22 protein-coding genes are annotated in these 23,742 nt (G+C 68.9%); 13 read left to right on the top strand and 9 right to left on the bottom strand.

Annotation, left to right across the window (positions count from 1 at the left end; translation table 11 throughout):
* Positions 1-54: 54 nt before the first annotated feature.
* From rng to upp, 9 genes are all read right to left on the bottom strand, one after another.
* Positions 55-1,524, bottom strand: a complete 1,470-nt coding sequence (gene rng, locus HWX87_RS28690) for a ribonuclease G (protein ID WP_176050411.1) — start codon at positions 1,522-1,524, stop codon at positions 55-57.
* Between the two features lie 8 nt (positions 1,525-1,532).
* Positions 1,533-2,165, bottom strand: coding sequence for a Maf family protein (locus tag HWX87_RS28685; protein WP_176050410.1), 633 nt, complete (start codon positions 2,163-2,165; stop codon positions 1,533-1,535).
* Between the two features lie 51 nt (positions 2,166-2,216).
* Positions 2,217-2,687: a 23S rRNA (pseudouridine(1915)-N(3))-methyltransferase RlmH gene (rlmH, locus tag HWX87_RS28680; protein WP_006484265.1), complete on the bottom strand. Its 471-nt coding sequence runs from the start codon at positions 2,685-2,687 to the stop codon at positions 2,217-2,219.
* Positions 2,688-2,705: 18 nt separating this feature from the next.
* Positions 2,706-3,155 (bottom strand): ribosome silencing factor, encoded by a 450-nt coding sequence (rsfS, locus tag HWX87_RS28675; protein ID WP_176050409.1) that lies wholly within the window; start codon positions 3,153-3,155, stop codon positions 2,706-2,708.
* A gap of 4 nt (positions 3,156-3,159) precedes the next feature.
* A complete protein-coding gene (locus HWX87_RS28670) occupies positions 3,160-3,885 on the bottom strand; it encodes a nicotinate-nucleotide adenylyltransferase (RefSeq protein ID WP_244137782.1) in 726 nt (241 codons plus the stop codon).
* 14 nt (positions 3,886-3,899) lie between these two features.
* Positions 3,900-4,823, bottom strand: a complete 924-nt coding sequence (gene hemF, locus HWX87_RS28665) for an oxygen-dependent coproporphyrinogen oxidase (protein WP_176050408.1) — start codon at positions 4,821-4,823, stop codon at positions 3,900-3,902.
* 302 nt (positions 4,824-5,125) lie between these two features.
* Positions 5,126-6,406, bottom strand: a complete 1,281-nt coding sequence (gene purD, locus HWX87_RS28660; RefSeq protein WP_176050407.1) for a phosphoribosylamine--glycine ligase — start codon at positions 6,404-6,406, stop codon at positions 5,126-5,128.
* Between the two features lie 104 nt (positions 6,407-6,510).
* Positions 6,511-7,239 (bottom strand): YebC/PmpR family DNA-binding transcriptional regulator, encoded by a 729-nt coding sequence (locus HWX87_RS28655; protein WP_176050406.1) that lies wholly within the window; start codon positions 7,237-7,239, stop codon positions 6,511-6,513.
* 217 nt (positions 7,240-7,456) lie between these two features.
* Complete coding sequence (upp, locus tag HWX87_RS28650) at positions 7,457-8,107, bottom strand: uracil phosphoribosyltransferase (protein ID WP_006478229.1); 651 nt, start codon at positions 8,105-8,107, stop codon at positions 7,457-7,459.
* 207 nt (positions 8,108-8,314) lie between these two features.
* Here upp and HWX87_RS28645 point away from each other — a divergent pair, with 207 nt between their 5' ends.
* From HWX87_RS28645 to HWX87_RS28585, 13 genes are all read left to right on the top strand, one after another.
* Positions 8,315-9,094: an SDR family oxidoreductase gene (locus HWX87_RS28645; protein WP_176050405.1), complete on the top strand. Its 780-nt coding sequence runs from the start codon at positions 8,315-8,317 to the stop codon at positions 9,092-9,094.
* A 55-nt stretch (positions 9,095-9,149) separates the two neighbouring features.
* The gene (locus HWX87_RS28640) at positions 9,150-9,542 is read left to right on the top strand and encodes a methylglyoxal synthase (protein WP_059233571.1); all 393 of its coding nucleotides are present in this window, start codon (positions 9,150-9,152) and stop codon (positions 9,540-9,542) included.
* 177 nt (positions 9,543-9,719) lie between these two features.
* The gene (locus HWX87_RS28635) at positions 9,720-10,694 is read left to right on the top strand and encodes a quinone oxidoreductase (protein WP_176050404.1); all 975 of its coding nucleotides are present in this window, start codon (positions 9,720-9,722) and stop codon (positions 10,692-10,694) included.
* Positions 10,695-10,994: 300 nt separating this feature from the next.
* Positions 10,995-11,087 carry a K(+)-transporting ATPase subunit F gene (gene kdpF, locus HWX87_RS28630; protein WP_006752209.1) on the top strand — a complete coding sequence of 31 codons (93 nt, stop codon included), beginning with the start codon at positions 10,995-10,997 and terminating at the stop codon, positions 11,085-11,087.
* On the top strand, positions 11,084-12,889 hold the full coding sequence (gene kdpA / locus HWX87_RS28625; protein ID WP_176050403.1) for a potassium-transporting ATPase subunit KdpA: 1,806 nt from the start codon (positions 11,084-11,086) through the stop codon (positions 12,887-12,889). Before kdpF ends, kdpA begins: the two co-directional genes overlap by 4 nt.
* Before the next feature lie 54 nt (positions 12,890-12,943).
* The gene (kdpB, locus tag HWX87_RS28620) at positions 12,944-15,028 is read left to right on the top strand and encodes a potassium-transporting ATPase subunit KdpB (protein WP_176050402.1); all 2,085 of its coding nucleotides are present in this window, start codon (positions 12,944-12,946) and stop codon (positions 15,026-15,028) included.
* A 25-nt stretch (positions 15,029-15,053) separates the two neighbouring features.
* Positions 15,054-15,635, top strand: a complete 582-nt coding sequence (gene kdpC, locus HWX87_RS28615; protein ID WP_176050401.1) for a potassium-transporting ATPase subunit KdpC — start codon at positions 15,054-15,056, stop codon at positions 15,633-15,635.
* Positions 15,636-15,782: 147 nt separating this feature from the next.
* Positions 15,783-18,638: a DUF4118 domain-containing protein gene (locus HWX87_RS28610; RefSeq protein ID WP_176050400.1), complete on the top strand. Its 2,856-nt coding sequence runs from the start codon at positions 15,783-15,785 to the stop codon at positions 18,636-18,638.
* Complete coding sequence (kdpE, locus tag HWX87_RS28605; RefSeq protein ID WP_176050399.1) at positions 18,631-19,329, top strand: two-component system response regulator KdpE; 699 nt, start codon at positions 18,631-18,633, stop codon at positions 19,327-19,329. The genes HWX87_RS28610 and kdpE overlap by 8 nt, the downstream gene beginning before the upstream one ends.
* A 158-nt stretch (positions 19,330-19,487) precedes the next feature.
* Positions 19,488-19,769, top strand: a complete 282-nt coding sequence (locus HWX87_RS28600) for a DUF333 domain-containing protein (protein WP_175846384.1) — start codon at positions 19,488-19,490, stop codon at positions 19,767-19,769.
* Positions 19,770-19,930: 161 nt separating this feature from the next.
* Positions 19,931-20,251, top strand: coding sequence for a quaternary ammonium compound efflux SMR transporter SugE (sugE, locus tag HWX87_RS28595; RefSeq protein ID WP_176050398.1), 321 nt, complete (start codon positions 19,931-19,933; stop codon positions 20,249-20,251).
* A gap of 240 nt (positions 20,252-20,491) precedes the next feature.
* Positions 20,492-21,109 carry a DUF4126 domain-containing protein gene (locus HWX87_RS28590; RefSeq protein WP_034190778.1) on the top strand — a complete coding sequence of 206 codons (618 nt, stop codon included), beginning with the start codon at positions 20,492-20,494 and terminating at the stop codon, positions 21,107-21,109.
* The gene (locus tag HWX87_RS28585; RefSeq protein ID WP_176050397.1) at positions 21,106-23,721 is read left to right on the top strand and encodes an FtsX-like permease family protein; all 2,616 of its coding nucleotides are present in this window, start codon (positions 21,106-21,108) and stop codon (positions 23,719-23,721) included. Before HWX87_RS28590 ends, HWX87_RS28585 begins: the two co-directional genes overlap by 4 nt.
* The last annotated feature ends 21 nt before the right edge of the window (positions 23,722-23,742 follow it).

Here is a 23,742-nt window from a genome sequence, read left to right as displayed (position 1 = left end):
CGGGCGCCGTATCCGGGCGCCGCGCGGCGATGCCGGCGGCGGTTGGGCGGACCGTTACATCAGCACGATATCGTACTGCTCCTGACTCAAATTCGACTCGACCTGCAGCGACACCGGCTTGCCGATGAAGTCGATCAGCATCGCGAGATGCTGCGACTCTTCGTCGAGGAACAGGTCGATCACCTGCTGCGCGGCGATCACGCGGAATTCGCGCGGGTTGAACTGCCGCGACTCGCGCAGGATCTCGCGCAGGATGTCGTAGCACACGGTGCGCGACGTCTTCACCTGGCCCTTGCCCTGGCAGGTCGGGCACGGCTCGCACAGCACGTGCGCGAGCGATTCGCGCGTGCGCTTGCGCGTCATCTCGACGAGCCCGAGCTGCGAGAAACCGTTGACCGTCACGCGCGTGCGGTCGCGCGACAGCGCCTTCTTCAACTCGGACAGCACCGCGTCGCGATGCTCGGCGTTCTCCATGTCGATGAAGTCGATGATGATGATCCCGCCGAGGTTGCGCAGCCGCAGCTGCCGCGCGATCGTGTGCGCGGCCTCGAGGTTGGTCTTGAAGATCGTGTCGTCGAAATTGCGCGCGCCGACGTAGCCGCCCGTGTTCACGTCGATCGTCGTCATCGCCTCGGTCTGGTCGATCATCAGGTAACCGCCCGACTTCAGGTCGACGCGGCGCGACAGCGCGCGCTGGATCTCCGTCTCGATGTTGTACAGGTCGAACAGCGGCCGCTCGCCGGTGTAGTGGTGCACTTTCGGGCTCACGGCCGGCGTGAACTCGCCCGCGAATTCCGCGAGGCGCTGGTACGTCTCGCGCGAATCGACCTGGATGCGCGTCGTGTCGTCGTTCGCGAAATCGCGCAGCACGCGCTGCGCGAGATCGAGATCCTGATACAGCAGGCTCGTCGCCGGCAGGCGCTGCGCCTGTCCGACGATCGTCGCCCAGGTCTTGCGCAGGTACGTGACGTCGCCTGCCAGTTCGTCGGAGGTCGCATCCTCGGCGATCGTGCGCACGATGTAGCCGCCTTTCTCGTCCGGCGGGATCACGGCCGTCAGGCGCGCACGCACGGCCTCGCGTTCGGCTTCGCTCTCGATCTTCTGCGAGATGCCGATATGCGGCTCCTGCGGCAGGTAGACGAGCGTGCGGCCCGCGATACTGACCTGCGTCGACAGCCGCGCGCCCTTCGTGCCGATCGGATCCTTGATCACCTGGACCATCAGCGTCTGGCCCTCGAACACGATCTTCTCGATCGGCTGGTGCGGCGCGCCCGACTGCGGCTCGCCCGCGAGGCGCGGATGCCAGATGTCGGCGACGTGCAGGAATGCCGCACGCTCGAGACCGATGTCGATGAACGCCGACTGCATGCCGGGCAGCACGCGCACGACCTTGCCGAGATAGATGTTGCCGACCCGCCCGCGCGACAGCGTGCGCTCGACGTGAAGCTCCTGCACCGAGCCTTGCTGGACGAGTGCGACCCGCGTTTCCTGCGGCGTGAGGTTGATCAGGATTTCTTCGTTCATGGTGGGATTCAGAAGGCGACACGCGCGGCGCGCAACAGCGCCGCGGTCTCAAAAAGGGGCAGACCCATGATACCTGAATGGGAACCGTCGATTCGCTCGATGAATTCTGCCGCGCGCCCCTGGATCGCGTACGCGCCGGCTTTGCCGAACGGCTCGCCGGTTTCGACGTAGCGGGCGTAGGCGTCGCGCGATGCGGGCGCGAAGCGCACCGACGAGCGCGACAGCGCGGGCGGCAGCAGTTCGCCGCCGGCATCGATCACGGCGACGGCGGTCAGCACCGCATGTTCGCGGCCGGCGAGGCGCGTGAGCATCGCGAGCGCGTCGCCGGCGTCGGCCGGCTTGCCGAGGATCGCGCCGTCGATCGTCACGGTCGTGTCGGCGACCAGCACCGGCGCGGCCGGCTTGCCGCTCGCGACGAGGCGCGCACGCGCGGCTTCGGCCTTCGCGACGGTCACGCGCCGCACGTACGCATCGGCGGCTTCGCCGGGCACTTCCGCTTCGAGCGCTTCGGCATCCTCATCGGGGCGCGGCAGCAGCAGTTCGAAGCGCACGCCGATCTGCTGCAGCAGCTCCTGGCGGCGCGGGCTTTGCGAAGCGAGGTAAAGGGTCGGGAAAAGCGCGGGGGACGTGCTGGACGGCATGGTGTCGTTATCTCGTTGAGCGCGCGCGGCGCGCGTCTCGAGGACGACACGTCATGCGCGGTGGTAGGGGTGATTCTGCGTGATGCTCCACGCCCGGTAAAGCTGTTCGGCGAGCAGCACGCGCACCATCCCGTGCGGCAGGGTCATGCTCGAGATGCGCAGCAGCACGTCGGCGCGCGCTTTCAGCTCCGGATCGAGCCCGTCGGCGCCGCCGATCACGAACGCGACGTCGCGGCCGTCCTGCTGCCAGCCAGGCAGTGCCTGGGCGAGCTGCATCGTGGTCCAGTCGCGGCCGCGCTCGTCGAGCGCGACGAGGCGCGCGCCCTTCGGCAGCGCCGCCTCGATCTTCTGCCGCTCGGCTGCCATCACGCTTTCGGCGCTGCGGCCGCCCGAACGCAGTTCGGGCTTGATCTCGCGCAACTCGATGCGCAGTTCCGGCGGCATCCGCTTCGTGTATTCGTCGAAGCCGGATGCGATCCAGCCCGGCATCTTGTGGCCGACCGCAAGGATGAAAAGCTTCATCGGAAGAGGCGTGACGGCTTAACGGCGGCGGGCGGCCGTCTTGCGTGCCGGGCGTGCGGGCGCGGCTTCCTCGTCTTCCTCTTCGTCTTCGCTGGCCGTTGCAAAGCCGTTCGGGCCCTTGCCGCCGCCGAGCTTCATCCGCACCGGCTTGTCGCCCCAGATTTCCTCGAGGTTGTAGTACTGGCGCAGGGCCGGCTGCAGGATGTGCACGACCGCGTCGCCGCAGTCGACCAGCACCCATTCACCGGTGTCTTCGCCTTCGGAGCTGACGATGTCGCCGCCGGCTTCCTTGACCTTGTCGCGCACGCTCGATGCGAGGGCCTTGGTCTGGCGGTTGGACGTGCCCGATGCGACGACCACGCGGTCGAACAGTTCGGTCAGGTGGCTGGTGTTGAACACCTTGATGTCTTGCGCCTTGACGTCTTCGAGGGCGTCGACGATCACGCGCTGCAGTTTGCGAATATCCATGGATTCAGGAATGGTAGAGGCGATGTTGAAGAATATAGGCCCATACGGCGGCCGGCACATGTTCGGCCGACGCATCGGGCATTTGCGCATGGCGCGCGATGCATTCGCGCAGGTGTGCGCGGATGTCGGTCGCGGCAATGTCGAACGAAAGGGTCGTATCGATCAGCAGGTGGCCAGCCGGCGTGGCCTTGAGCACGTCGGCGCCAGCCTGCCGCGCGGTGATTTCCTGCGCAACCTCCGGCGGCGCCGTGCCCAGGTCGAAACCCGGGCGCGTCGACACGCAGATGTGCGCGTGGTCGAACAGCTCGCGCCAGTCGCGCCACGTGTCGAGCCGCACGAGCTGGTCGGCGCCGATCAGCATCGACAGCGACGCATCCGGGCCGATTCGCTCGCGCCAGCGCGCGAGCGTCTCGACCGTGTACGTCGGGCCGGTGTGCTCGATCTCGTCGGTGGCGACGGTTACGGTCACGCCCGGCAGGGACAGCGAGCCGGCGGCCGCGCGCGTCATCGCGAGCCGGTGCTCGGCGGCCGACACGTCACGCTTCTGGTACGGCTGCCCGGCGGGCAGCAGCACGAGTTCGGTCAGGCCGAGCAGCTCGGCGAACCGGCGCGCGAGCGCGAGATGGCCGTCGTGGATCGGGTCGAAAGTGCCGCCCAGCAAGCCGATACGACGCGGCAGCGGGGCGGGGCGGGCGGTGGTGTCCAGAAACGCGTCCTTTCCTTGGGGCAGCGGGGCGCGCGGGCTCAGACCCAGTCGCGCGGCACGATGAAGTCGGTGTACAGGCGCGCTTCAGGCGTGCCCGGCTCGGGCTGCCAGTTGTAGCGCCAGTTCGCGGCCGGCGGCATCGACATCAGGATCGACTCGGTCCGGCCGCCGCTTTGCAGGCCGAACAGCGTGCCGCGGTCGAACACGAGGTTGAATTCGACGTAACGGCCGCGGCGATACGCCTGGAAGTCGCGCTCGCGCTCGCCGTACGGCAACTCGGCGCGGCGCTCGACGATCGGCAGGTAGGCCTGCAGGAACGCGTCGCCGACGCTTTGCATCATGTCAAACGAGCGTTCGAAACCGGGCTCGGAGAAATCGTCGAAGAAGATCCCGCCGATGCCGCGCATTTCGTTGCGGTGCTTCAGGAAGAAATACTCGTCGCACCATTTCTTGAAGCGCGGGTAGAGCTCGGCGCCGAACGGGTCGAGCGCATCCTTGCAGGTCTGGTGGAAATGCCGCGCGTCGTCCTCGAAACCGTAAACGGGTGTCAGATCCATGCCGCCGCCGAACCAGAACACGGGCTCCTCGCCCGGTTTCGTCGCGATCAGCATCCGCACGTTCATGTGGACGGTCGGGCAGTACGGATTGCGCGGGTGCAGCACGAGCGACACGCCGAGCGCCTCGAAGCCGCGGCCCGCGAGCTGCGGGCGTGCCGCGCTCGCCGACGGCGGCAGCGCATCGCCCGCGACGTCGGAAAAGCCGATCCCCGCGCGTTCGAACACGCGGCCGCCTTCGAGAATCCGCGTGCAGCCGCCGCCGCGCAGGCGTTCGGCCGGCCCGCGCTGCCACGTGTCGGTCGCGAGCGGCGTGCCGTCGAGCGCGCCGAGCGCGTCGGCGATGCGTGTCTGCAGGCCCTGGAGGTACGTGCGCACGCGCGCTACGTCGTAGGTCGAATCGGTCATGTCTGGACTGGGTGCCCTCGCCCGAAGCGGGGGCCGTAAAAAAGGCATCTGCCGGGCATTCTATCGAACCCCGGCAGAGGGGCCTGTTCCCGCTAATGACGGGCTTGCGAACGTGCCTTGCCGGTCGTCGTGCAAGGCGCGAGGAGCGCCGTTTGGCCGAGCCAAACAAGCGACGAGCAACGCCGCAATGCGGCCGGCGAGGCACGTTCCCGAAACCAACAAAAATTCCATCCTGGGGCTGGCCGCCAGAAGGGCCCGTTATTGACGGGAACAGGCCCCTCGCGGCGCGCCCGAAGCGATCGTCACACGCTCTTGCGGTTGAGCGCGCGGAAGCCGATGTCGCGGCGGTACTGCATGCCTTCGAAATTGATCTGGTTGATCGTGTCGTAGGCATGCTGCTGCGCTTCGCGCACCGAATCGGCCAGGCCGACCACGCACAGCACGCGGCCGCCGGACGTCGTCAGCTTGTCGCCGTCGCCGAGCGTCGTGCCCGCATGGAACGTCACGGCCTGTTCGGTCTCGGCCGGGATCCCGTTGATGCGGTCGCCCTTGCGCGGCGCGTCCGGATAGCCGTGCGCGGCCAGCACGACGCCGAGCGCGGTGCGGCGGTCCCAGTCCAGCTCGACCGTGTCGAGCGTGCCCGCGATCGCCTGCTCGACGACCTTCGAGAAATCGCTCTTCAGGCGCGCCATGATCGGCTGCGTTTCCGGGTCGCCCATCCGGCAGTTGAACTCGAGCGTGCGCGGATTGCCTTCCTTGTCGATCATCAGGCCCGCGTACAGGAAGCCCGTGAAGCGGATGCCGTCCTTTTCCATGCCACGCACGGTCGGCATGATGATCTCGCGCATCACGCGTGCGTGCATCTGCGGCGTGACGATCGGCGCGGGCGAATACGCGCCCATGCCGCCGGTGTTCGGGCCGCGGTCTTCGTCGAGCAGGCGCTTGTGGTCCTGGCTCGAAGCCAGTGCCAGTGCGTGCTTGCCGTCGACCATCACGATGAAGCTCGCTTCCTCGCCGTCGAGGAATTCCTCGATCACGACGCGCGCGCCGGCGTCGCCGAGCTTGTTGCCCGACAGCATCATGTCGACCGCTGCATGCGCCTCTTCGAGCGTCATCGCGACGACGACGCCCTTGCCGGCCGCGAGGCCGTCGGCCTTCACGACGATCGGCGCACCCTTCGCGTCGATGTACGCATGGGCGGCGGCTACGTCGGAGAACGTTTCGTACTCGGCGGTCGGGATGCCGTGGCGCTTCATGAACGCCTTCGCGAAATCCTTCGAGCTTTCGAGCTGCGCGGCTTCGCGGGTCGGGCCGAATACCTTCAGGCCGCGTGCGCGGAACAGGTTGACGATGCCGGCCGCGAGCGGTGCTTCCGGCCCGACGAGCGTGAACGCGACGCCTTCGCTTTCCGCGAAATCGGCGAGTTCGTCGAGCGACGTGATATCGACGTTCTTCAGACGCTCGTCCTGCGCCGTGCCGCCATTGCCGGGCGCGACGTAGACCATCTGGACGCGCGGCGACTGCGCGAGCTTCCACGCCAGCGCATGTTCGCGGCCGCCGGAACCGACGACGAGTAGTTTCATGGGATTCCCCGCAGACTAGAAAACAGGGCGGCCGGCACGCTCAGGCGCGCCGGCCGCGGTATCGGTCGGGCCGCCGCCGCGACAGGCGCACGGCGGCCGGCATCTCATTCCTCGATGATGACGGCGTTCGTATACACGTCCTGCACGTCGTCGAGGTTCTCGAGCGCGTCCAGGAGCTTCTGCATCTTCGCTGCGTCGTCGCCGGTGAATTCGACTTCGTTCTGCGGCTTCATCGTCACTTCGGCGAGTTCGGCCTTGAAGCCGGCGGCTTCGAGCGCGTCCTTCACCGCCGAGAATGCCTGCCAGTCGCACAGCACTTCGATCGAGCCGTCGTCGTTCGTGTTCACGTCGTTCGCACCGGCTTCGAGCGCGGCTTCCATCAGCGCGTCTTCCGACGTGCCGGGCGCGAACAGGAACTGGCCGACGTGATCGAACATGAACGCGACCGAGCCGTCGGTACCCATGTTGCCGCCGAACTTCGAGAATGCGTGGCGAACTTCCGCGACCGTACGCGTGCGGTTGTCGGTCAGCGTGTCGACGATGATCGCCGCGCCGCTGATGCCGTAGCCTTCGTAACGGATTTCTTCGTAGTTCGCGCCGTCCGCGCCGCCGACGCCGCGATCGATCGCGCGCTTGACGTTGTCCTTCGGCATGTTCGCGTCGGCTGCCTTGTCGACCGCGAGACGCAGGCGCGGGTTCGAGTTGACATCGCCGCCGCCGAGGCGCGCCGCGACCTGGATTTCCTTGATCAGGCGGGTCCAGATCTTGCCGCGCTTCGCGTCGGCCGCTGCCTTCTTATGCTTGATGTTGGCCCATTTCGAATGACCAGCCATACCTTTCTCCGTGCCCGGGCGCGCAGCGCGGGCGATTGTTTCAATGTGTCGTTGAGTCGGCGGCCGTGTCGGCGGGCATGAAGCCGCGGGGCCGCGCGTATCGAGTGGAGCGTGATTTTATCACGCGGCGACCGCCGGTTCGGGGCCGCCGCGCATGGCCGAACGGCCGGGCAGGCCGCAGCAGGCCGGGCCGCGCGCCGCGCGGCCGCGCAGGCACTCAGTTCTTGGTGCCGAACAGGCGGTCGCCCGCGTCGCCGAGGCCCGGCACGATGTACGCGTGTTCGTTCAGGTGCGAATCGAGCGACGCGACGAACAGCTTCACGTCGGGGTGCGCGTCCTGGAACACCTGGACGCCCTCGGGCGCGGCGACCAGCGCGACGAACATGATGTTCGCGGCCGGCACGTTGCGGCGCTTGAGCACGTCGACCGCGTGCACGGCCGAATAGCCGGTCGCGACCATCGGGTCGCACAGGATGAAGATGCGGTCTTCCAGGTCAGGCAGGCGCACCAGGTATTCGACCGGGCGGTGGTCCTCGGCGCGGTACACGCCGATGTGGCCGACCCGCGCGGACGGCACCAGGTCGAGCAGGCCGTCCGACATCCCGATGCCCGCGCGCAGCACGGGCACGATCGCGAGCTTCTTGCCCGCGATCACGGGCGCGTCGACCGCCACCAGCGGGGTTTCGACCCGCTTGGTCGTGATCGGCAGGTTGCGGGTGATCTCGTAGCCCATCAGCAGCGTGATTTCGCGCAGCAGCTCGCGGAACGTACGCGTCGACGTGTCCTTGTCGCGCATGTGCGTGAGCTTGTGCTGGATCAGCGGGTGATCGGTGATGAAGAGATTCGGGAAACGGCTGTCCTGTTTCATGACGGGGGCGCCTTGGCGGCAAAAGGGGATCGGGGCGGCGGCGGGCGCAAGCCGGCTGCCGCTTATGGCCGCAATTTTACCAAGGCGCGCCGCATGATCCGGATATTATCGACGTCTCACGACAATCCGCGCGCCGCGCACGCCCGTTCGCCCGCCCACCGGCGCGGCGGGGCCGTCCCGGCGCGCGTCGCCACCAGGGAGTCGACGATGGATCTCGGTATCGAAGGAAAGACCGCGCTCGTATGCGCAGCAAGCAAGGGTCTCGGGCGCGGCTGCGCGGAAGCGCTGGCCGCCGAGGGCGTGAACCTCGTGATCGTCGCGCGCACGCGCGACACGCTCGAGGAAACCGCGGAGGAGATCCGCGCCGGCGCGAACGTGTCGGTCACCGCGGTCGCTTGCGACATCACGACGCCGGACGGGCGCGCGGCCGCGCTCGCCGCGTGCCCGCAGCCGGACATTCTCGTGACGAATGCCGGCGGCCCGCCGCCCGGCGACTTCCGCGACTTCTCGCACGACGACTGGATCCGCGCGCTCGAGTCGAACATGCTGACGCCGATCGAGCTGATCCGCGCGACCATCGACGGGATGATCGGGCGCCGCTTCGGCCGGATCGTCAACATCACCAGTTCGGCCGTGAAGTCGCCGATCGACGTGCTCGCGCTGTCGAACGGCGCGCGCTCGGGGCTGACCGGCTTCGTCGCGGGGCTGTCGCGCAAGGTCGCCGGCCAGGGCGTGACGATCAACAACCTGCTGCCGGGGCTGTTCGACACCGACCGGATCGCGACGACGCTCGCCGCATCGGCGAAGGCGCAGGGCGTGACGGTCGACGAAATGCGCGTGCGGCGCGCAAACGACATCCCGGCGGGCCGCCTCGGCACGCGCGCCGAATTCGGCGCAGCCTGCGCGTTCCTGTGCAGCGTGCACGCCGGCTACATCACCGGCCAGAACTGGCTGCTCGACGGCGGCGCGTATCCGGGTACGTTCTGACCCGCGCCTTTCGATTCACGATCACGACAACAACCGAACGACGAAGGAACTGGAGATGAGCAAACCCCGCATCGCATTGATTGCGCACGACGCGAAGAAGGACGAGATCGTCGCGCTCGCGGGCGAATACCGCGCGACGCTCGCGCAATGCCGGCTGGTCGGGACGGGCACGACGGGCGGCCGTATTGCAGCCGCGCACGGGCTGGAGGTCGAGCGCAAGCTGTCGGGGCCGCTGGGCGGCGACCTGCAGATCGGCGCGGAACTGGCCGAAGGCCGCGTCGACATCGTCGTGTTCCTGCGCGATCCGATGACCGCGCAGCCGCACGACCCCGACATCACCGCGCTCGTGCGCGCGTGCGACGTGCACGACGTGCCGGTTGCGACCAACGTCGCCACCGCGCGGATGCTGCTCGACGATCTGGCGCGCAACATGCAGGACGTTTGCTAGGCACGCGCCGCGCCCGATTGCCCCTGCTCGCGGCAGGGCCATGCACGGACGGCGGCGACGCGCGAGAATCGTGCGTCGCGATACGCGTCCGCCGCCCGGTTCCCGCATGAATCGGCCGGCCCGCGCATCGGCGACCCGGAATTTTTCCTGACCGATTGACAGACGAGGAGCGAAACGATGCCGAAAGCAATCCGATACGACCAGCCGGGCGGCCCGGACGTGATGAAGTGGGTCGATGTCGAGGTCGGCGAGCCGAAGGCGGGCGAGGTCCGCATCCGGCAGCACGCGGTCGGGCTCAACTACATCGACGTGTATTTCCGCACGGGCCTTTATCCGCAACCGCTGCCCGGCGGTCTCGGGATGGAGGCGGCGGGCGAGGTGACGGCCGTCGGCGACGGCGTGACCGCGCTCAAGATCGGCGACCGCGTGGCGTATGTCGGGCAACCGCCGGGCGCGTATGCGCAGGAGCGCGTGATGCCGGCCGAGCGGCTCGTGAAGCTGCCCGACGGCATCAGCTACGACGACGCGGCGTCGGTGATGCTGCAGGGCCTGACCGCGCACTACCTGCTGCGCCGCACCTACCCGGTGAAGGCCGGCGACACGATCCTGATCCACGCGGCGGCCGGCGGCGTCGGCCTGCTCGTGTGCCAGTGGGCAAAGGCGCTCGGCGCGACGGTGATCGGGACGGTCGGTTCCGACGAAAAGGCCGAACTCGCGAAGGCGCACGGCTGCGATCACCCGATCGTCTACACGCGCGAGAACTTCACGCAGCGCGTGAAGGAGATCACGAACGGTGCGGGCGTGCCGGTCGTCTACGATTCGATCGGCAAGGACACCTACATCGGCTCGCTCGACTGCCTCGCGCCGCTCGGCTACTTCGTCAGCTTCGGCAACGCGTCGGGCCCGTTGCCGCCGATCGACTCGAAGGAGTTCTCGTCGCGCGGCTCGCTGTTCTTCACGCGGCCGACGCTGTTCTCGTACATCGCGAAGCGCGCCGATCTCGAAGCCGCGGCCGCCGAGCTGTTCGACGTGATCCTGTCGGGCAAGGTGAAGACCAGCATCAACCAGCGTTATCCGCTCGCGGAAGTCGGCCGCGCGCATGCGGATCTCGAAGCGCGCAAGACCACCGGCTCGACGATCCTCGTTCCCTGACCTGCCTCCCCGTGCCGGCGCCATGCCGGCACGCGCCCTTGCGGACGGCGCCGCGGCGCCGTCCGTCCCGCCTCCCGGTTTGTCCCCGTCGCGCGTTTACACGGTTTTTATATCCGCCCCGATACCTTTGACCCGTCCTTTACGTGCATTCCCATAAGGTTCTAGTCGTCTCACTTCGATGACGGAGAACACAAAAATGGATGGGGTATTTATCGGCGCCCTGGTGCTTTTCACCGCGCTGATCCTCGGTTTGATCGCCGGTTGCGAGAAGCTCGTGCAATACGGCCGCGGGGGGCGAGCATGACCTGGATGCTTTGGCTGGCGGGCGCCTCGACGGCCCTGCTGTTCGCGTATCTCGTCTTTGCGCTGCTGCGCGCGGAGGACATCGAATGAACGCGAACAACCTGATGCAATCGCTGTTGTTCATCGTCGTACTGCTGGCGGCGGCCGTTCCGGTCGCCCGTTACCTGACGGCCGTGATGGACGGCAGCTCGCGCGTCGTGCGCGTGTTCGGGCCGCTCGAGCGCGTGCTGTACCGCATCGCCGGCGTCGACGCCGGCAGCGAGATGAACTGGAAGCAGTACGCGCTCGCGACGATCGCGTTCAACGCGCTCGGCGCATTGTTCCTCTATGGCCTGCTGCGCCTGCAGGGCTTCCTGCCCGGCAACCCGCAGCAATTCGGCGCGATGACGGTCGACGGCGCATTCAATACGGCCGTCAGCTTCGTCACCAACACGAACTGGCAGGATTACACGCCCGAACAGACCGTCAGCTACCTGGCGCAGACGCTCGGCTTCACCGTGCAGAACTTCCTGTCGGCTGCGACCGGCATCGTCGTCGTGATCGCGCTGATCCGCGGCTTCGCGCGTCACACCGCGCAGACGATCGGCAACTTCTGGGTCGACCTCACGCGCGTGACGATGTACGTGCTCGTGCCGATGTCGATGATCATCGCCGCGCTGCTGATGAGCCAGGGCGTGATCCAGAACATGAAGTCGTACGAGGACGTGCCGGTGCTGCAGACGAGCACCTATGCGGCGCCGAAGCTCGACGCGCAGGGCAACCCGGTGAAGGACGACAAGGGCAACGCGGTGACGGTGCCGACCCCGCTCACGAAGCAGACGCTCGCGATGGGCCCGGTCGCGTCGCAGGAAGCGATCAAGATGCTCGGCACCAACGGCGGCGGCTTCTTCAACGCGAACTCCGCGCACCCGTACGAGAACCCGACGCCGTTCGCGAACTTCCTGCAGATCTTCTCGATCCTGATCATCCCGGCCGCGCTGTGTCTCGTGTTCGGCCGCATGATCGGCGACCGCCGGCAGGGCATCGCCGTGCTCGCCGCGATGACGGTCGCGTTCGCGGTCGCGGTCGGCATCGAGGTGAGCGCCGAGCAGGGCGGCAACCCGACGCTCGCCGCGCTGCACGTCGACCAGTCGACGAGCGCGCTGCAGCCGGGCGGCAACATGGAAGGCAAGGAAACGCGCTTCGGCATCGCGCAGACCGGCATCTTCACGGTCGCGACGACGGCCGCGTCATGCGGCGCGGTCGACACGATGCACGATTCGCTGACGCCGCTCGGCGGTCTCGTGCCGATGCTGCTGATGCAGCTCGGCGAGGTGATCTTCGGCGGGGTCGGCTCGGGTCTCTACGGGATGCTCGTGTTCGCGCTGCTCGCGGTGTTCGTCGCCGGCCTGATGATCGGCCGCACGCCGGAATACGTCGGCAAGAAGATCGAAGCGTACGAGATGAAGATGGTGTCGATCGTCGTGCTGCTCACGCCGCTGCTGGTGCTGGTCGGCACGTCGATCGCCGTGCTCGCCGATGCGGGCAAGGCCGGCATCGCGAACCCGGGGCCGCACGGCTTCTCGGAAATCCTGTACGCGTTCAGCTCGGCCGCCAACAACAACGGCAGCGCGTTCGCGGGCCTGACGGTCGGCACGCCGTTCTACAACTGGATGACCGCGATCGCGATGTGGTTCGGCCGTTTCGGCACGATCGTGCCGGTGCTGGCGATCGCCGGTTCGCTGGCCGCGAAGAAGCGCATCGCGGTGACGAGCGGCACGCTGCCGACGCACGGTCCGCTGTTCGTCGTGCTGCTGCTCGGCACCGTGCTGCTGGTGGGCGCGCTGACCTACGTGCCGGCGCTTGCGCTCGGCCCGGGCGTCGAGCACCTGATGATGTGGCTGGGCGCGTAACGCGCGCCCGCATGGCGACACATTGAAAAGACTGAAGAGATTGAAGAGATCGCAATGACTCAACATTCCGCAACACGGTCCATGTTCGATCCGGCGCTGCTGCGCCCGGCGATCGTGGACTCGTTCAAGAAACTCACGCCGCGCACGCAGTTCCGCAATCCGGTGATGTTCTGCGTGTACGTCGGCAGCATCCTGACCACGATTCTGTGGATCGCGGCGCTCGCCGGCCAGGCCGAGGCGCCCGCGGGCTTCATCCTCGCGATCGCGCTGTGGCTGTGGTTCACGGTGCTGTTCGCGAACTTCGCCGAAGCGCTCGCCGAAGGGCGCTCGAAGGCGCAGGCTGCATCGCTGCGCAGCGCGAAGAAGGACGTGATGGCGAAGAAGCTCAACGAGCCGCATCCGAAGTCGCCGATCCGCATCACGACCGCGAGCGACCTGCGTAAGGGCGATGTCGTGCTCGTCGAGTCCGGCGACGTGATCCCGGCCGACGGCGAGGTCATCGACGGTGTCGCGTCCGTCGACGAATCGGCGATCACCGGCGAATCTGCGCCGGTGATCCGCGAATCGGGCGGCGACTTCTCGTCGGTGACGGGCGGCACGCGCGTGCTGTCCGACTGGATCGTCGTCAAGGTCACCGCGAACCCGGGCGAGGCGTTCCTCGACCGGATGATCGCGATGGTCGAAGGCGCGAAGCGCAAGAAGACGCCGAACGAGATCGCGCTGACGATCCTGCTGGTCGCGCTGACGATCGTGATGCTGCTGGCCACCGCAACGCTGCTGCCGTTCTCGATGTTCTCGGTCGAAGCGATGAAGGCCGGCCACGTCGTGACGATCACCGCGCTCGTCGCGCTGCTCGTGTGCCTGATCCCGACGACGATCGGCGGCCTGCTGTCCGCGATCGGCGTGGCCGGGATGAGCCGGATGATGCAGGCGAACGTGATCGCGACGTCGGGCCGCGCGGTGGAAGCGGCCGGCGACGTCGACGTGCTGCTGCTCGACAAGACCGGCACGATCACGCTCGGCAACCGCCAGGCATCGATGTTCGTGCCGGCGCCGGGCGTGACCGAGGAAGCGCTGGCCGATGCCGCGCAACTGTCGTCGCTCGCCGACGAAACGCCGGAAGGCCGCAGCATCGTCGTGCTCGCGAAGGAGCGCTTCAACATTCGCCAGCGCGACATGGCGCAGCTGCATGCGACGTTCCTCGGCTTTTCCGCGCAGACGCGGATGAGCGGCGTCGACTTGCCCGGCCGCGAAATCCGCAAGGGCGCGGCCGATGCGATCCGCCGCTACGTCGAGACGCATGGCAGCCGTTTCCCGGAAGAAGTGCGTCGCGCGGTCGACGAGGTGGCGCGCCGCGGCAGCACGCCGCTCGTCGTGGCCGACCTGCATGAAGGGGCGGCGCGCGTGCTCGGCGTGATCGAGCTGAAGGACATCGTGAAGGGCGGCATCAAGGAGCGCTTCGCGGAGCTGCGCAAGATGGGCATCAAGACCGTGATGGTGACGGGCGACAACCGGCTGACGGCCGCGGCGATCGCGGCGGAAGCGGGCGTCGACGACTTCCTCGCGGAAGCGACGCCGGAAACCAAGCTCGCGACGATCCGCGAGCACCAGGCGGCAGGCCGTCTGGTTGCGATGACGGGCGACGGTACGAACGACGCGCCGGCGCTCGCGCAGGCCGACGTCGCCGTGGCGATGAATACGGGGACGCAGGCCGCGAAGGAAGCCGGCAACATGGTCGACCTCGACTCGAACCCGACAAAGCTGATCGAGATCGTCGAGATCGGCAAGCAGATGCTGATGACGCGCGGCTCGCTGACGACGTTCTCGATCGCGAACGACATCGCGAAGTACTTCGCGATCATCCCGGCCGCGTTCGTGACGACGTACCCGCAGCTGCGCGTGCTCGACATCATGCACCTGACGTCGCCGGCGTCCGCGATCCTGTCGGCGGTGATCTTCAACGCGCTGATCATCGTCGCGCTGATCCCGCTCGCGCTGAAGGGCGTCACGTACCGGCCGCTCGGCGCGGCCTCGCTGCTGCGCCGCAACCTGCTGGTGTACGGCCTCGGTGGCGTGCTGCTGCCGTTCCCGTTCATCAAGCTGATCGACATGACGCTCGCCGCACTCGGCTGGGCCTGAGCCGGCCGCATTTGAAGGAAACATCATGAAATCGTTGATTCGCCCGCTCGTCGTGCTGTTTGTCGTCCTGACCACCGTGACGGGGCTCGCTTACCCGGCCGTGATGACCGTGTTCGGCCAGGCCGTGTTCCCGTCGCAGGCAAACGGCAGCCTGATCGAGAAGGACGGCAAGGCGGTCGGCTCCGCGCTGATCGGCCAGCAGTTCGACGCGCCGAAGTACTTCTGGGGCCGGCTGTCGGCCACCGCGCCGATGCCGTACAACGCAAGCGGCTCCGGCGGCTCGAACCTCGGCCCGCTGAACCCGTCGCTCGCCGACCAGGTGAAGGGGCGCATCGCCGCGCTGCGCGACGCCGGCACCGACATGTCGAAGCCCGTGCCGGCCGACCTCGTGACGGCGTCGGCGAGCGGTCTCGATCCGGAGATCACGCCGGCCGCCGCCGCATACCAGGTCGAGCGCATCGCGAAGGCGCGCAACCTGGCGCCGGACGCGGTCGCGCAGCTCGTCGCCGCGAACACGACGGGCCGCCAGTTCGGCGTGCTCGGCGAGCCGCGCGTGAACGTGCTGAAGCTGAACCTCGCGCTCGACGCGGCGCAGGCCGCGCACTGAGTGCGTGACGACCGGCGTCCGGCGCGGCATGATCCGCGCCGGACGCGTTCATTCCCGACGGCGCATGCGCCGTCTTTGCCTTTTGCGGCGATTTGGAACAACAATGCTCGTACTCGCGCGCATCCGGGCGCTCCGCCTTCCTGACGCATGAACCGTCCAGATCCAGACCAACTCCTCGACAAGCTGCAACGAGACGAAGAAAAGCAGCGGCGCGGCCAGCTCAAGATCTTTTTCGGCGCATCGGCCGGGGTCGGCAAGACCTACGCGATGCTGCAGGCCGCGCGCCAGCGCCTGCAGGAAGGCGTCGACGTCGTCATCGGCATCGTCGAGACCCACGGCCGCAGCGAGACCGCCGCGCTGCTCGACGGCCTCGACGTGCTGCCGCTCGCGCGCATCGACTATCGCGGCCGCACGCTCGCCGAATTCGATCTCGACGGCGCGCTCGCGCGTGAGCCGCAACTGATCCTCGTCGACGAACTCGCGCATTCGAACGTGCAGGGCGCGCGGCACCTGAAGCGCTGGCAGGACGTCTACGAACTGCTCGACGCGGGCATCGACGTCTATACGACCGTCAACGTCCAGCACCTCGAAAGCCTGAACGACGTGGTCGGCGCGATCACCGGCATCCGCGTGTGGGAGACCGTGCCCGACCGCGTGTTCGACGCGGCCGACGAAGTCACGCTCGTCGACCTGCCGGCCGAGGAGCTGCTCGAGCGGATGCGCGACGGCAAGGTCTATCTCGCGCAGCAGGCCGAGCGCGCGGTGCGCAATTTCTTCCGCAAGGGCAACCTGATCGCGCTGCGCGAACTCGCGCTGCGGCGCACGGCCGATCGCGTCGACGCGCAGATGCGCGAGTACCGCGCTGATCGCTCGATCCAGCGCATCTGGCAGGCGCGCGAGCGGCTGCTCGTGTGCGTCGGTCCCGGCGCCGAAGCGCCGACGCTCGTGCGCGCGGCCGCGCGGCTCGCCGCGAGCCTGAAGGCCGACTGGCTCGCCGTGTACGTGGAGACGCCGCGCCTGCAGCGGCTGCCCGATGCGCGGCGGCAACGCACGCTCGATGCGCTGAAGCTCGCGGCTGAACTCGGCGCGGAAACGGCCACGCTCGCCGGCGCCGACGCGGTCGCTGCGCTGATCGGCTACGCGAAGGTGCGCAACGTGTCGAAGATCGTCGCGGGCGGCTCGCCGAAGGCCGGGCTCATGCGCCGCCTCGCGCGGCCGTTCGGCGAGCAGCTCGCCGAACGCGCCGGCGACGTCGACCTGATGCTGATCCGTGCGTCCGCGAGCGACGAAGCGCGCGCCGCGCCGCTCGATGCGCGTGCGCGCGACTGGCGCGATGCGTTCGCGCAGTTCGGCACGCACCGTTCGCCGCCGCGGCACTACGCGTACGCGGCCGCGATCTGCGCGGCGATCACGGTCGTCGCGAGCCTCGTGTCCGAGCGGCTCGACCTCACGAACCTCGTGATGCTGTACCTGCTCGGCGTCGTGTTCTCGGCCGTGCGGCTCGGGCGCGGCCCGGGCGTGCTGCAGTCGTTCCTGTCGGTGGCGGCGTTCGATTACTTCTTCGTGCCGCCGCGCATGTCGTTCTCGGTGAGCGACACGCAATACCTGCTGACCTTCTTCGGAATGCTGCTGACGTCGCTCGTGATCAGCCACCTGACGTCGACGCTGACGCGCCAGGCGAGCGTCGCGCAGCGCCGCGAGCGCCGCACCGGCGCGATCTACGCGATGGCGCGCGAGCTCGGCGCGGCGCTGACGACCGAGCAGATCGTCGAGATCGGCAGCCGCCACGTGGGCGAGGTGTTCCGCGCGCGCGTCGCGTTCCTGCTGCCCGACAGCGCGGACAAGGTGCGCCAGAAGATCGAGGAGCCCGATGCGGCCGTCACGCTGACGGGCGCCGATCTCGACAGCGACGTCGGCCAGTGGGTGTACGACCAGCAGAAGCCGGCCGGCCGCGGCACCGACACGTTGCCCGCGACGGCCGCGCTGTACCTGCCGCTGAAGGCGCCGATGCGCACCCGCGGCGTGCTCGCGGTCGCGTCGCGCGAGCCGCGCGAGCTCGAGGTGCCCGAGCAGCAGCGGATGCTCGATGCGTTCGCCGCGCAGATCGCGCTCGCGCTCGAACGCGTGCACTACGTCGAGATCGCGCGCGATGCCCTCGTCAACATGGAGTCCGAGCGGCTGCGCAACTCGCTGCTGTCGGCGATCTCGCACGACCTGCGCACGCCGCTGACGACGATCGTCGGCTTCTCGTCGATGCTCGCGAACGGGCGCGCGGCCGCGCAGGGCGGAGACGCCGTGGCGGCCGAGCGGTTCGCGCAGCGCGAGGGCGAACTCGTCGACGCGATTCACGACGAGGCGCTGCGCATGACGGGCATCGTCACGAACCTGCTCGACATGGCACGGCTGCAGGCCGGCAGCCTGCAGCTCAAGCGCCAGTGGTCGCTGCTCGAGGAAACCGTCGGCGCCGCGCTCGCCGCGTGCAAGCGCGTGCTCGCGCGTCATCCGGCGCGCGTCGCGCTGCCGGCCGACCTGCCGCTGTTGCAGATGGACGCGGTGCTGATGGAGCGCCTGTTCACCAACCTGTTCGAGAACGCGGCGAAGTACACGCCGCCCGATACGCCGATCGACATCGGCGCGGAGCGTGTGACCGACGACGGGCTGCCCTACGGGAACCCGTTCGTGCGCGTGCATGTCGACGATCACGGCCCGGGCCTGCCGGCCGGCATGGAAACGCGCATCTTCGACAAGTTCACGCGCGGCGAGAAGGAATCGGCGACGCCGGGCATCGGGCTCGGCCTCGCGATTTGCCGCGCGATCGTCGAGGCGCACGGCGGTAAAATCGGCGCGCTCAACCGCACCGCGCCCGACGGCCACGTGACGGGCGCGCGCTTCTGGTTCACGCTGCCGGTCGAGACGCCGCCGGCAGCACCTGCCGTGCCCGACGACGAATCCGATGTGCCGGGCGCATCGTCCCCATCCGAGCCATTGCCAGACCATGAGTGAACCCAGCCTGACCGTCGTCCTGATCGAGGACGAAAAGCAGATCCGCCGTTTCGTGCGCGCCGCGCTCGAAGAGGAGGACATCGCGGTGTTCGAGGCCGAGACGGGCAAGCAGGGGCTGATCGACGCGGCGACGCGCAAGCCCGACCTCGTGATCGTCGACCTCGGCCTGCCCGACACCGACGGCCTCGACGTGATCCGCGAACTGCGCGGCTGGTCCGAGGTGCCGGTGATCGTGCTGTCCGCGCGTACGCAGGAAGAGGAGAAGGTCGCCGCGCTCGACGCGGGCGCCGACGACTACCTGACCAAGCCGTTCGGCGTGTCCGAACTGCGCGCGCGGATTCGCGCGCAACTGCGCCGGCGCAACCAGGGCGGCGCGAACGAATCGCCGAAGGTGACTTTCGGCGCCGTGACCGTCGATCTCGCGCTGCGCCAGGTGTGGCGCGACGGCGAGATCGTGCACCTGACGCCGCTCGAATACCGGCTGCTCGCGACGCTCGTGCGGCACGCGGGGCGCGTGCTTACGCATCGCCAGCTGCTGCGTGACGTGTGGGGGCCGTCGCACGTCGAAAGCCATCACTACCTGCGCATCTACATGGCGCACCTGCGCCAGAAGCTCGAACTCGACCCCGCGCAGCCCGAGTACATCGTCACCGAGACGGGCGTCGGCTACCGGCTCGTCGGCGCCGCGTGACGGCGCGGGCCGGGTGGCAGCGGTGTCCCTGAGCAGGACGTCGCGCGCCGGCAGGGTTGCGCCGGCGCGACAGTCTCGCGGCCTGCGCCGGCCTTGCACACCGCTCGCTCATTCCCCGTTATCCTGACCGTTCCGCGAACAAAAACGAGGAGCGTGCAATGTCCGTCCGTCTGGTCGTCATCTGTGCGCTGGCGCTCGCTGCGCCCGGCGCGTTCGCCCAACCGCTGCCGCCCGGGCAGCAGCCGCCCGCCCAGGCGGCGATGGCCAATCCCGCGTCGGTCAACTGCGAGAAGCTCGGCGGCCGCCATGTCGTCCGCAGCCTGCCGCGCGGGCAGGTCGGGATGTGCATGTTCAAGGATGGCCGCGTGTGCGAGGAGTGGGCGCTGTACCGCGACGATCGCTGCGTCGGCGGCGTCGCGCCGAAGCGCGTGTCGAACTGACCGAACCGACCGGGCCCGGCCGATCGCGCCCTCGATCGGCCGCCGGCCTGCCCGCAGCCGGCGCGTCCGTAAGCAACTTGTTATACTCGGCGCCGCCCGGGGACGACCCCGGGTCATTCGCTTCAACGGGGACGGCCCCATCCGATACGGAGTACGTCGAGATGGCGTGGGTATGGTTGTTGATTGCCGGTTTGCTGGAGGTGGCCTGGGCGGCCGGCCTGAAGTCGTCGGACGGCTTCACGAAGCTCGGTCCGTCGGTGTTTACGATCGTGACGGCGCTGGCCAGCTTCGGGCTGCTCGCGGTCGCGATGCGCCAGTTGCCGCTCGGTACCGCATACGCGGTGTGGACGGGCATCGGCGCGATCGGCGCGTTCGTGTTCGGCATCGTGATGATGGGCGAGGCGCTGACTGCCGCGCGCGTGGCGAGCGCCGCGCTGATCGTCGCGGGGCTGATCGGCCTCAAGCTGTCGTCGGCTGCCTGACGCCGGCATCCGGGCGCCCGCGTCCGGGCGTCGACATCCGGGCGCGCGTGCGCCCGTGATGTCGCGCTGCGGAATTGCGCCGGTCACCCGGATAGCCTGTCTATAATGGAACGCATTCGGGCCTGAATACCGTCGTGCTTCTCGCGGCACACGGTGCCGGTCGCCACGCGCCGCGCGGCCGGTCTGTCCGACCCGATCCGATCAATCGGCAAATCGCACGGAAAGTGCAAGGAGAGGGCGATGATCGAAGCCATTTCGCTCGGCGCGGGGCTCGCGTGGGCGAGCGGGCTGCGCCTGTACCTGACGGTGCTGATCGCCGGCGTGCTGGCGCGGGTCGGCTGGCTCCATCTGCCCGATACGCTGGCTGTCCTGATGTCGCCGTGGGTCATCGGCGCGGCGGCCGTGCTCACCCTCACCGAATTCCTGGCCGACAAGATCCCCGCGTTCGACTCGCTGTGGGATGCCGTGCATACCTTCATCCGTATCCCCGCCGGCGCCGTACTGGCAGCCGGTGCGCTCGGCCATGCCGATCCGACCGTGCTCGCGGTCGCGGGGCTCGCCGGCGGCTCGCTGGCCGGTGCCGCGCACGTCGCGAAGGCCGGTACGCGCGCACTGATCAACCTCTCTCCCGAACCGATTTCGAACTGGGTCGCATCGTCGACCGAGGACGGCCTCGTCGTCGGCGGGCTCGTGCTGGCGTTCTTCGTTCCGCTTGCGTTCCTCGTGCTGCTCGCCGCGTTCATCGCGGCGTCGGCGTGGGCGCTGCCGCGCCTGTGGCGCGGCGTGTCGGGCGGCTTTCGCGGGATGGCGAACCACATGGTGTCGCGGCTCAACTCGATCGGGGGGAAGCGCGATTGAAGGGGCGGCAACACGCGGCGCAGCCGCCGGCCGGGCAACCCGGCCATGAGGTACCCGCGCATGCCGGTCGCTTCGGCCTGGGCGACCTGATCCGCCAGGCCGCACGCATGACCGTGCGCGACTGGCGCGCGGGCGAGCTGACGCTGCTCGTCCTCGCACTGGTGCTCGCGGTCGCGGCGCTGACGAGTGTCGGCTTCCTCGCCGACCGGCTGCGCCAGGGGCTTGAGCGCGACGCGCGCCAGATGCTCGGCGCCGATTTCGTCGTGCGCGCCGATCGCCCCGTCGATCCGTCGTTCGACCAGGAGGCCCGCACGCTCGGCCTGCGTACCGCGACGACCGCCATTTTCCCGAGCATGATCGCGTCGGCCTCGGGCGGGCAGGCGGCCGAGGCCGCACCGTCGCGCCTCGCGGCCGTGAAGGCCGTATCGCCGGGGTATCCGCTGCGCGGCGCGGTGGACATCGTGCCGGCCGGCGCCACCGCCGCGCAGAAGGCGGCCGCGATTCCCGCGCCTGGTACCGTGTGGGCCGATCCGGCGCTGCTCGACGCGCTGCACCTCAAGGCGGGCGATACCGTGCGCGTCGGCCTGCGCACGTTCACGGTCGCCGCGTCGATTTCCCGCGAGCTCGATCGCGGCTTTTCGTTCGTCAACTTTTCGCCGCGGCTGATGATGCGCGCGGACGACCTCGCCGCGACGGGGCTCACGGGCTACGGCAGCCGCGTCACCTACCGGCTGCTGGTCGCCGGAGATGCACCGGCCGTCGCGCGCTTCGAAGCGTATGCGCACCAGCGCGTCGACGGCGGGAAACTGCGCGGCGTCGGGCTCGAGTCGTTGCAGGAAGGCCAGCCGCAGGTGCGGCAGACGCTGGATCGCGCGCGCCACTTCCTGACGCTCGTCGCGCTGCTGACCGCGCTGCTCGCGGCGGTCGCGATCGCGATGGCCGCGCAGCGCTACATGCGGCGCCATCTCGACGGCTGCGCGACGATGCGCTGCCTCGGCGTGAGCCGCCGCACGCTCGGCGCGCTGTTCGCACTCGAATTCGCCGGAATCGGCATCGTCTCGGGCGCCGCGGGCGCGGTGCTCGGCTACGGCGGCCACTGGGCGTTGCTGGCCGCAATCGGCAACCTGATCGACGTTGCACTGCCGCCGCCCACGCTGTGGCCGGCGCTGATCGGCATGGGCGCCGCGCTCGTGCTGCTGCTTGGCTTCGCGCTGCCGCCGCTCGTGCCGCTCACGCGCGTGCCGCCGGTGCGCGTGCTGCGACGCGAGTGGGGCGAGGCATCGCGCACCGCGTGGGCCGCATATGCGATCGGCGTCGTGCTGTTCGCGGGGCTGCTGATCGTCGCGGCCGGCAACCTGAAGCTCGGCCTGATCGTCGCGGGTGGCTTCGCCGGCGCGCTGGTCGGCTTCGCGCTGATCGCGCGGCTCGTGCTGTTCGCGGCCGCCCGTGCGGTACGCAACGCGCGCGTGGCCGCCGGCGTCGGCTGGCGCTACGCGCTCGCGTCGCTGCACCGGCGCGGCACGGCCAGCGCGCTGCAGATCACCGCGCTCGCGCTCGGCCTGATGTGCCTGCTGCTGATCGCGATCACGCGCAACGATCTCGTCGCGGGCTGGCGGCAGTCGACGCCGCCCGATGCGCCGAACCAGTTCCTGATCGACATCCAGCCCGACCAGCGCGACGATGTCGCGGCCTATCTGGCTGCGCACGGCGTGCGCGACGCGGTGCCCGCGCCGATGGTGCGCGGCCGCCTCGTCGCGATCAACGGCATGCCGGTGAATCCGGACGCGTATCCGTCCGACGAGGCGCGCCGGCTCGTCGACCGGGAGTTCAACCTGTCGTATACGACCGAATTGCCGTCCGACAACCGGATCGTCGAAGGCGACTGGTTCGGCACGGCGGCCACGCCGCAGATCTCGATCGAGGCCGGCCTTGCGAAGACGCTGAACGTGAAGCCGGGCGACACGCTGCGCTTCGACGTGACGGGCCTGACGGTCGACGCGCCGGTCACGAGCGTGCGCAAGCTCGACTGGGGCTCGTTCCGCGTCAACTTCTTCGTGCTGATGCCGCCGCCGGTGCTGAAGGATTTCCCGGCCGTCTACCTGACGAGCTTCCACTTGCCGGCCTCGAACGCCGCGCTGCTCGATCCGCTGATCGCGCGCTATCCGAACCTGACCGCGATCGACGTCGCGCCGATCCTCGCGCAGTTGCAGCGGATGATGCTGCAGGTGGTCGGCGCGGTGCAGTTCCTGTTCGTGTTCACGCTCGCGGCCGGCGTGCTCGTGCTGTACACGGCGCTCGCCGGCTCGCGCGACGAGCGCGTGCGCGAGGCCGCGCTGCTGCGCGCGCTCGGCGCGTCGCGCGCACAGGTCAATGCGGTACAGCGCGCGGAATTCGTCGTGGTCGGTACGTTGGCCGGCGCGCTGGCGTCGGCGGGCGCGATCGCGGTCGGCTGGGTACTCGCGTCGCGCGTGTTCGACTTCCAGCTCGCCGTCGATCCGTGGCTCGTGCCGGCCGGCATCGCGGCCGGCGTCGCGTGCGCCGGTGCGGCCGGCTGGCTGAGCCTGCATAATGTGTTGCGGCGCCCCGCGCTGCAGTCGCTGCGCGACGCATGAGCGTCGCCGGCGGCCCCGAAT

Origin of the sequence: Burkholderia sp. BCC1644 (genome assembly GCF_902833225.1) — a bacterium.
GTDB lineage: Bacteria > Pseudomonadota > Gammaproteobacteria > Burkholderiales > Burkholderiaceae > Burkholderia.
The sequence above is the reverse complement of the archived record's forward strand: the minus strand, read 5'-3'. Positions and strand labels throughout refer to the sequence as shown.

Excerpts from the sequence above, each read along its gene's own strand:
- rng (WP_176050411.1), bottom strand. The coding sequence starts at position 1,524 with ATGAACGAAGAAATCCTGATCAACCTCACGCCGCAGGAAACGCGGGTC.
- HWX87_RS28685 (WP_176050410.1), bottom strand. The coding sequence starts at position 2,165 with ATGCCGTCCAGCACGTCCCCCGCGCTTTTCCCGACCCTTTACCTCGCT.
- rlmH (WP_006484265.1), bottom strand. The coding sequence starts at position 2,687 with ATGAAGCTTTTCATCCTTGCGGTCGGCCACAAGATGCCGGGCTGGATC.
- rsfS (WP_176050409.1), bottom strand. The coding sequence starts at position 3,155 with ATGGATATTCGCAAACTGCAGCGCGTGATCGTCGACGCCCTCGAAGAC.
- hemF (WP_176050408.1), bottom strand. The coding sequence starts at position 4,823 with ATGACCGATTCGACCTACGACGTAGCGCGCGTGCGCACGTACCTCCAG.
- purD (WP_176050407.1), bottom strand. The coding sequence starts at position 6,406 with ATGAAACTACTCGTCGTCGGTTCCGGCGGCCGCGAACATGCGCTGGCG.
- HWX87_RS28655 (WP_176050406.1), bottom strand. The coding sequence starts at position 7,239 with ATGGCTGGTCATTCGAAATGGGCCAACATCAAGCATAAGAAGGCAGCG.
- upp (WP_006478229.1), bottom strand. The coding sequence starts at position 8,107 with ATGAAACAGGACAGCCGTTTCCCGAATCTCTTCATCACCGATCACCCG.
- HWX87_RS28645 (WP_176050405.1), top strand. The coding sequence starts at position 8,315 with ATGGATCTCGGTATCGAAGGAAAGACCGCGCTCGTATGCGCAGCAAGC.
- HWX87_RS28640 (WP_059233571.1), top strand. The coding sequence starts at position 9,150 with ATGAGCAAACCCCGCATCGCATTGATTGCGCACGACGCGAAGAAGGAC.
- HWX87_RS28635 (WP_176050404.1), top strand. The coding sequence starts at position 9,720 with ATGCCGAAAGCAATCCGATACGACCAGCCGGGCGGCCCGGACGTGATG.
- kdpF (WP_006752209.1), top strand. The coding sequence starts at position 10,995 with ATGACCTGGATGCTTTGGCTGGCGGGCGCCTCGACGGCCCTGCTGTTC.
- kdpA (WP_176050403.1), top strand. The coding sequence starts at position 11,084 with ATGAACGCGAACAACCTGATGCAATCGCTGTTGTTCATCGTCGTACTG.
- kdpB (WP_176050402.1), top strand. The coding sequence starts at position 12,944 with ATGACTCAACATTCCGCAACACGGTCCATGTTCGATCCGGCGCTGCTG.
- kdpC (WP_176050401.1), top strand. The coding sequence starts at position 15,054 with ATGAAATCGTTGATTCGCCCGCTCGTCGTGCTGTTTGTCGTCCTGACC.
- HWX87_RS28610 (WP_176050400.1), top strand. The coding sequence starts at position 15,783 with ATGAACCGTCCAGATCCAGACCAACTCCTCGACAAGCTGCAACGAGAC.
- kdpE (WP_176050399.1), top strand. The coding sequence starts at position 18,631 with ATGAGTGAACCCAGCCTGACCGTCGTCCTGATCGAGGACGAAAAGCAG.
- HWX87_RS28600 (WP_175846384.1), top strand. The coding sequence starts at position 19,488 with ATGTCCGTCCGTCTGGTCGTCATCTGTGCGCTGGCGCTCGCTGCGCCC.
- sugE (WP_176050398.1), top strand. The coding sequence starts at position 19,931 with ATGGCGTGGGTATGGTTGTTGATTGCCGGTTTGCTGGAGGTGGCCTGG.
- HWX87_RS28590 (WP_034190778.1), top strand. The coding sequence starts at position 20,492 with ATGATCGAAGCCATTTCGCTCGGCGCGGGGCTCGCGTGGGCGAGCGGG.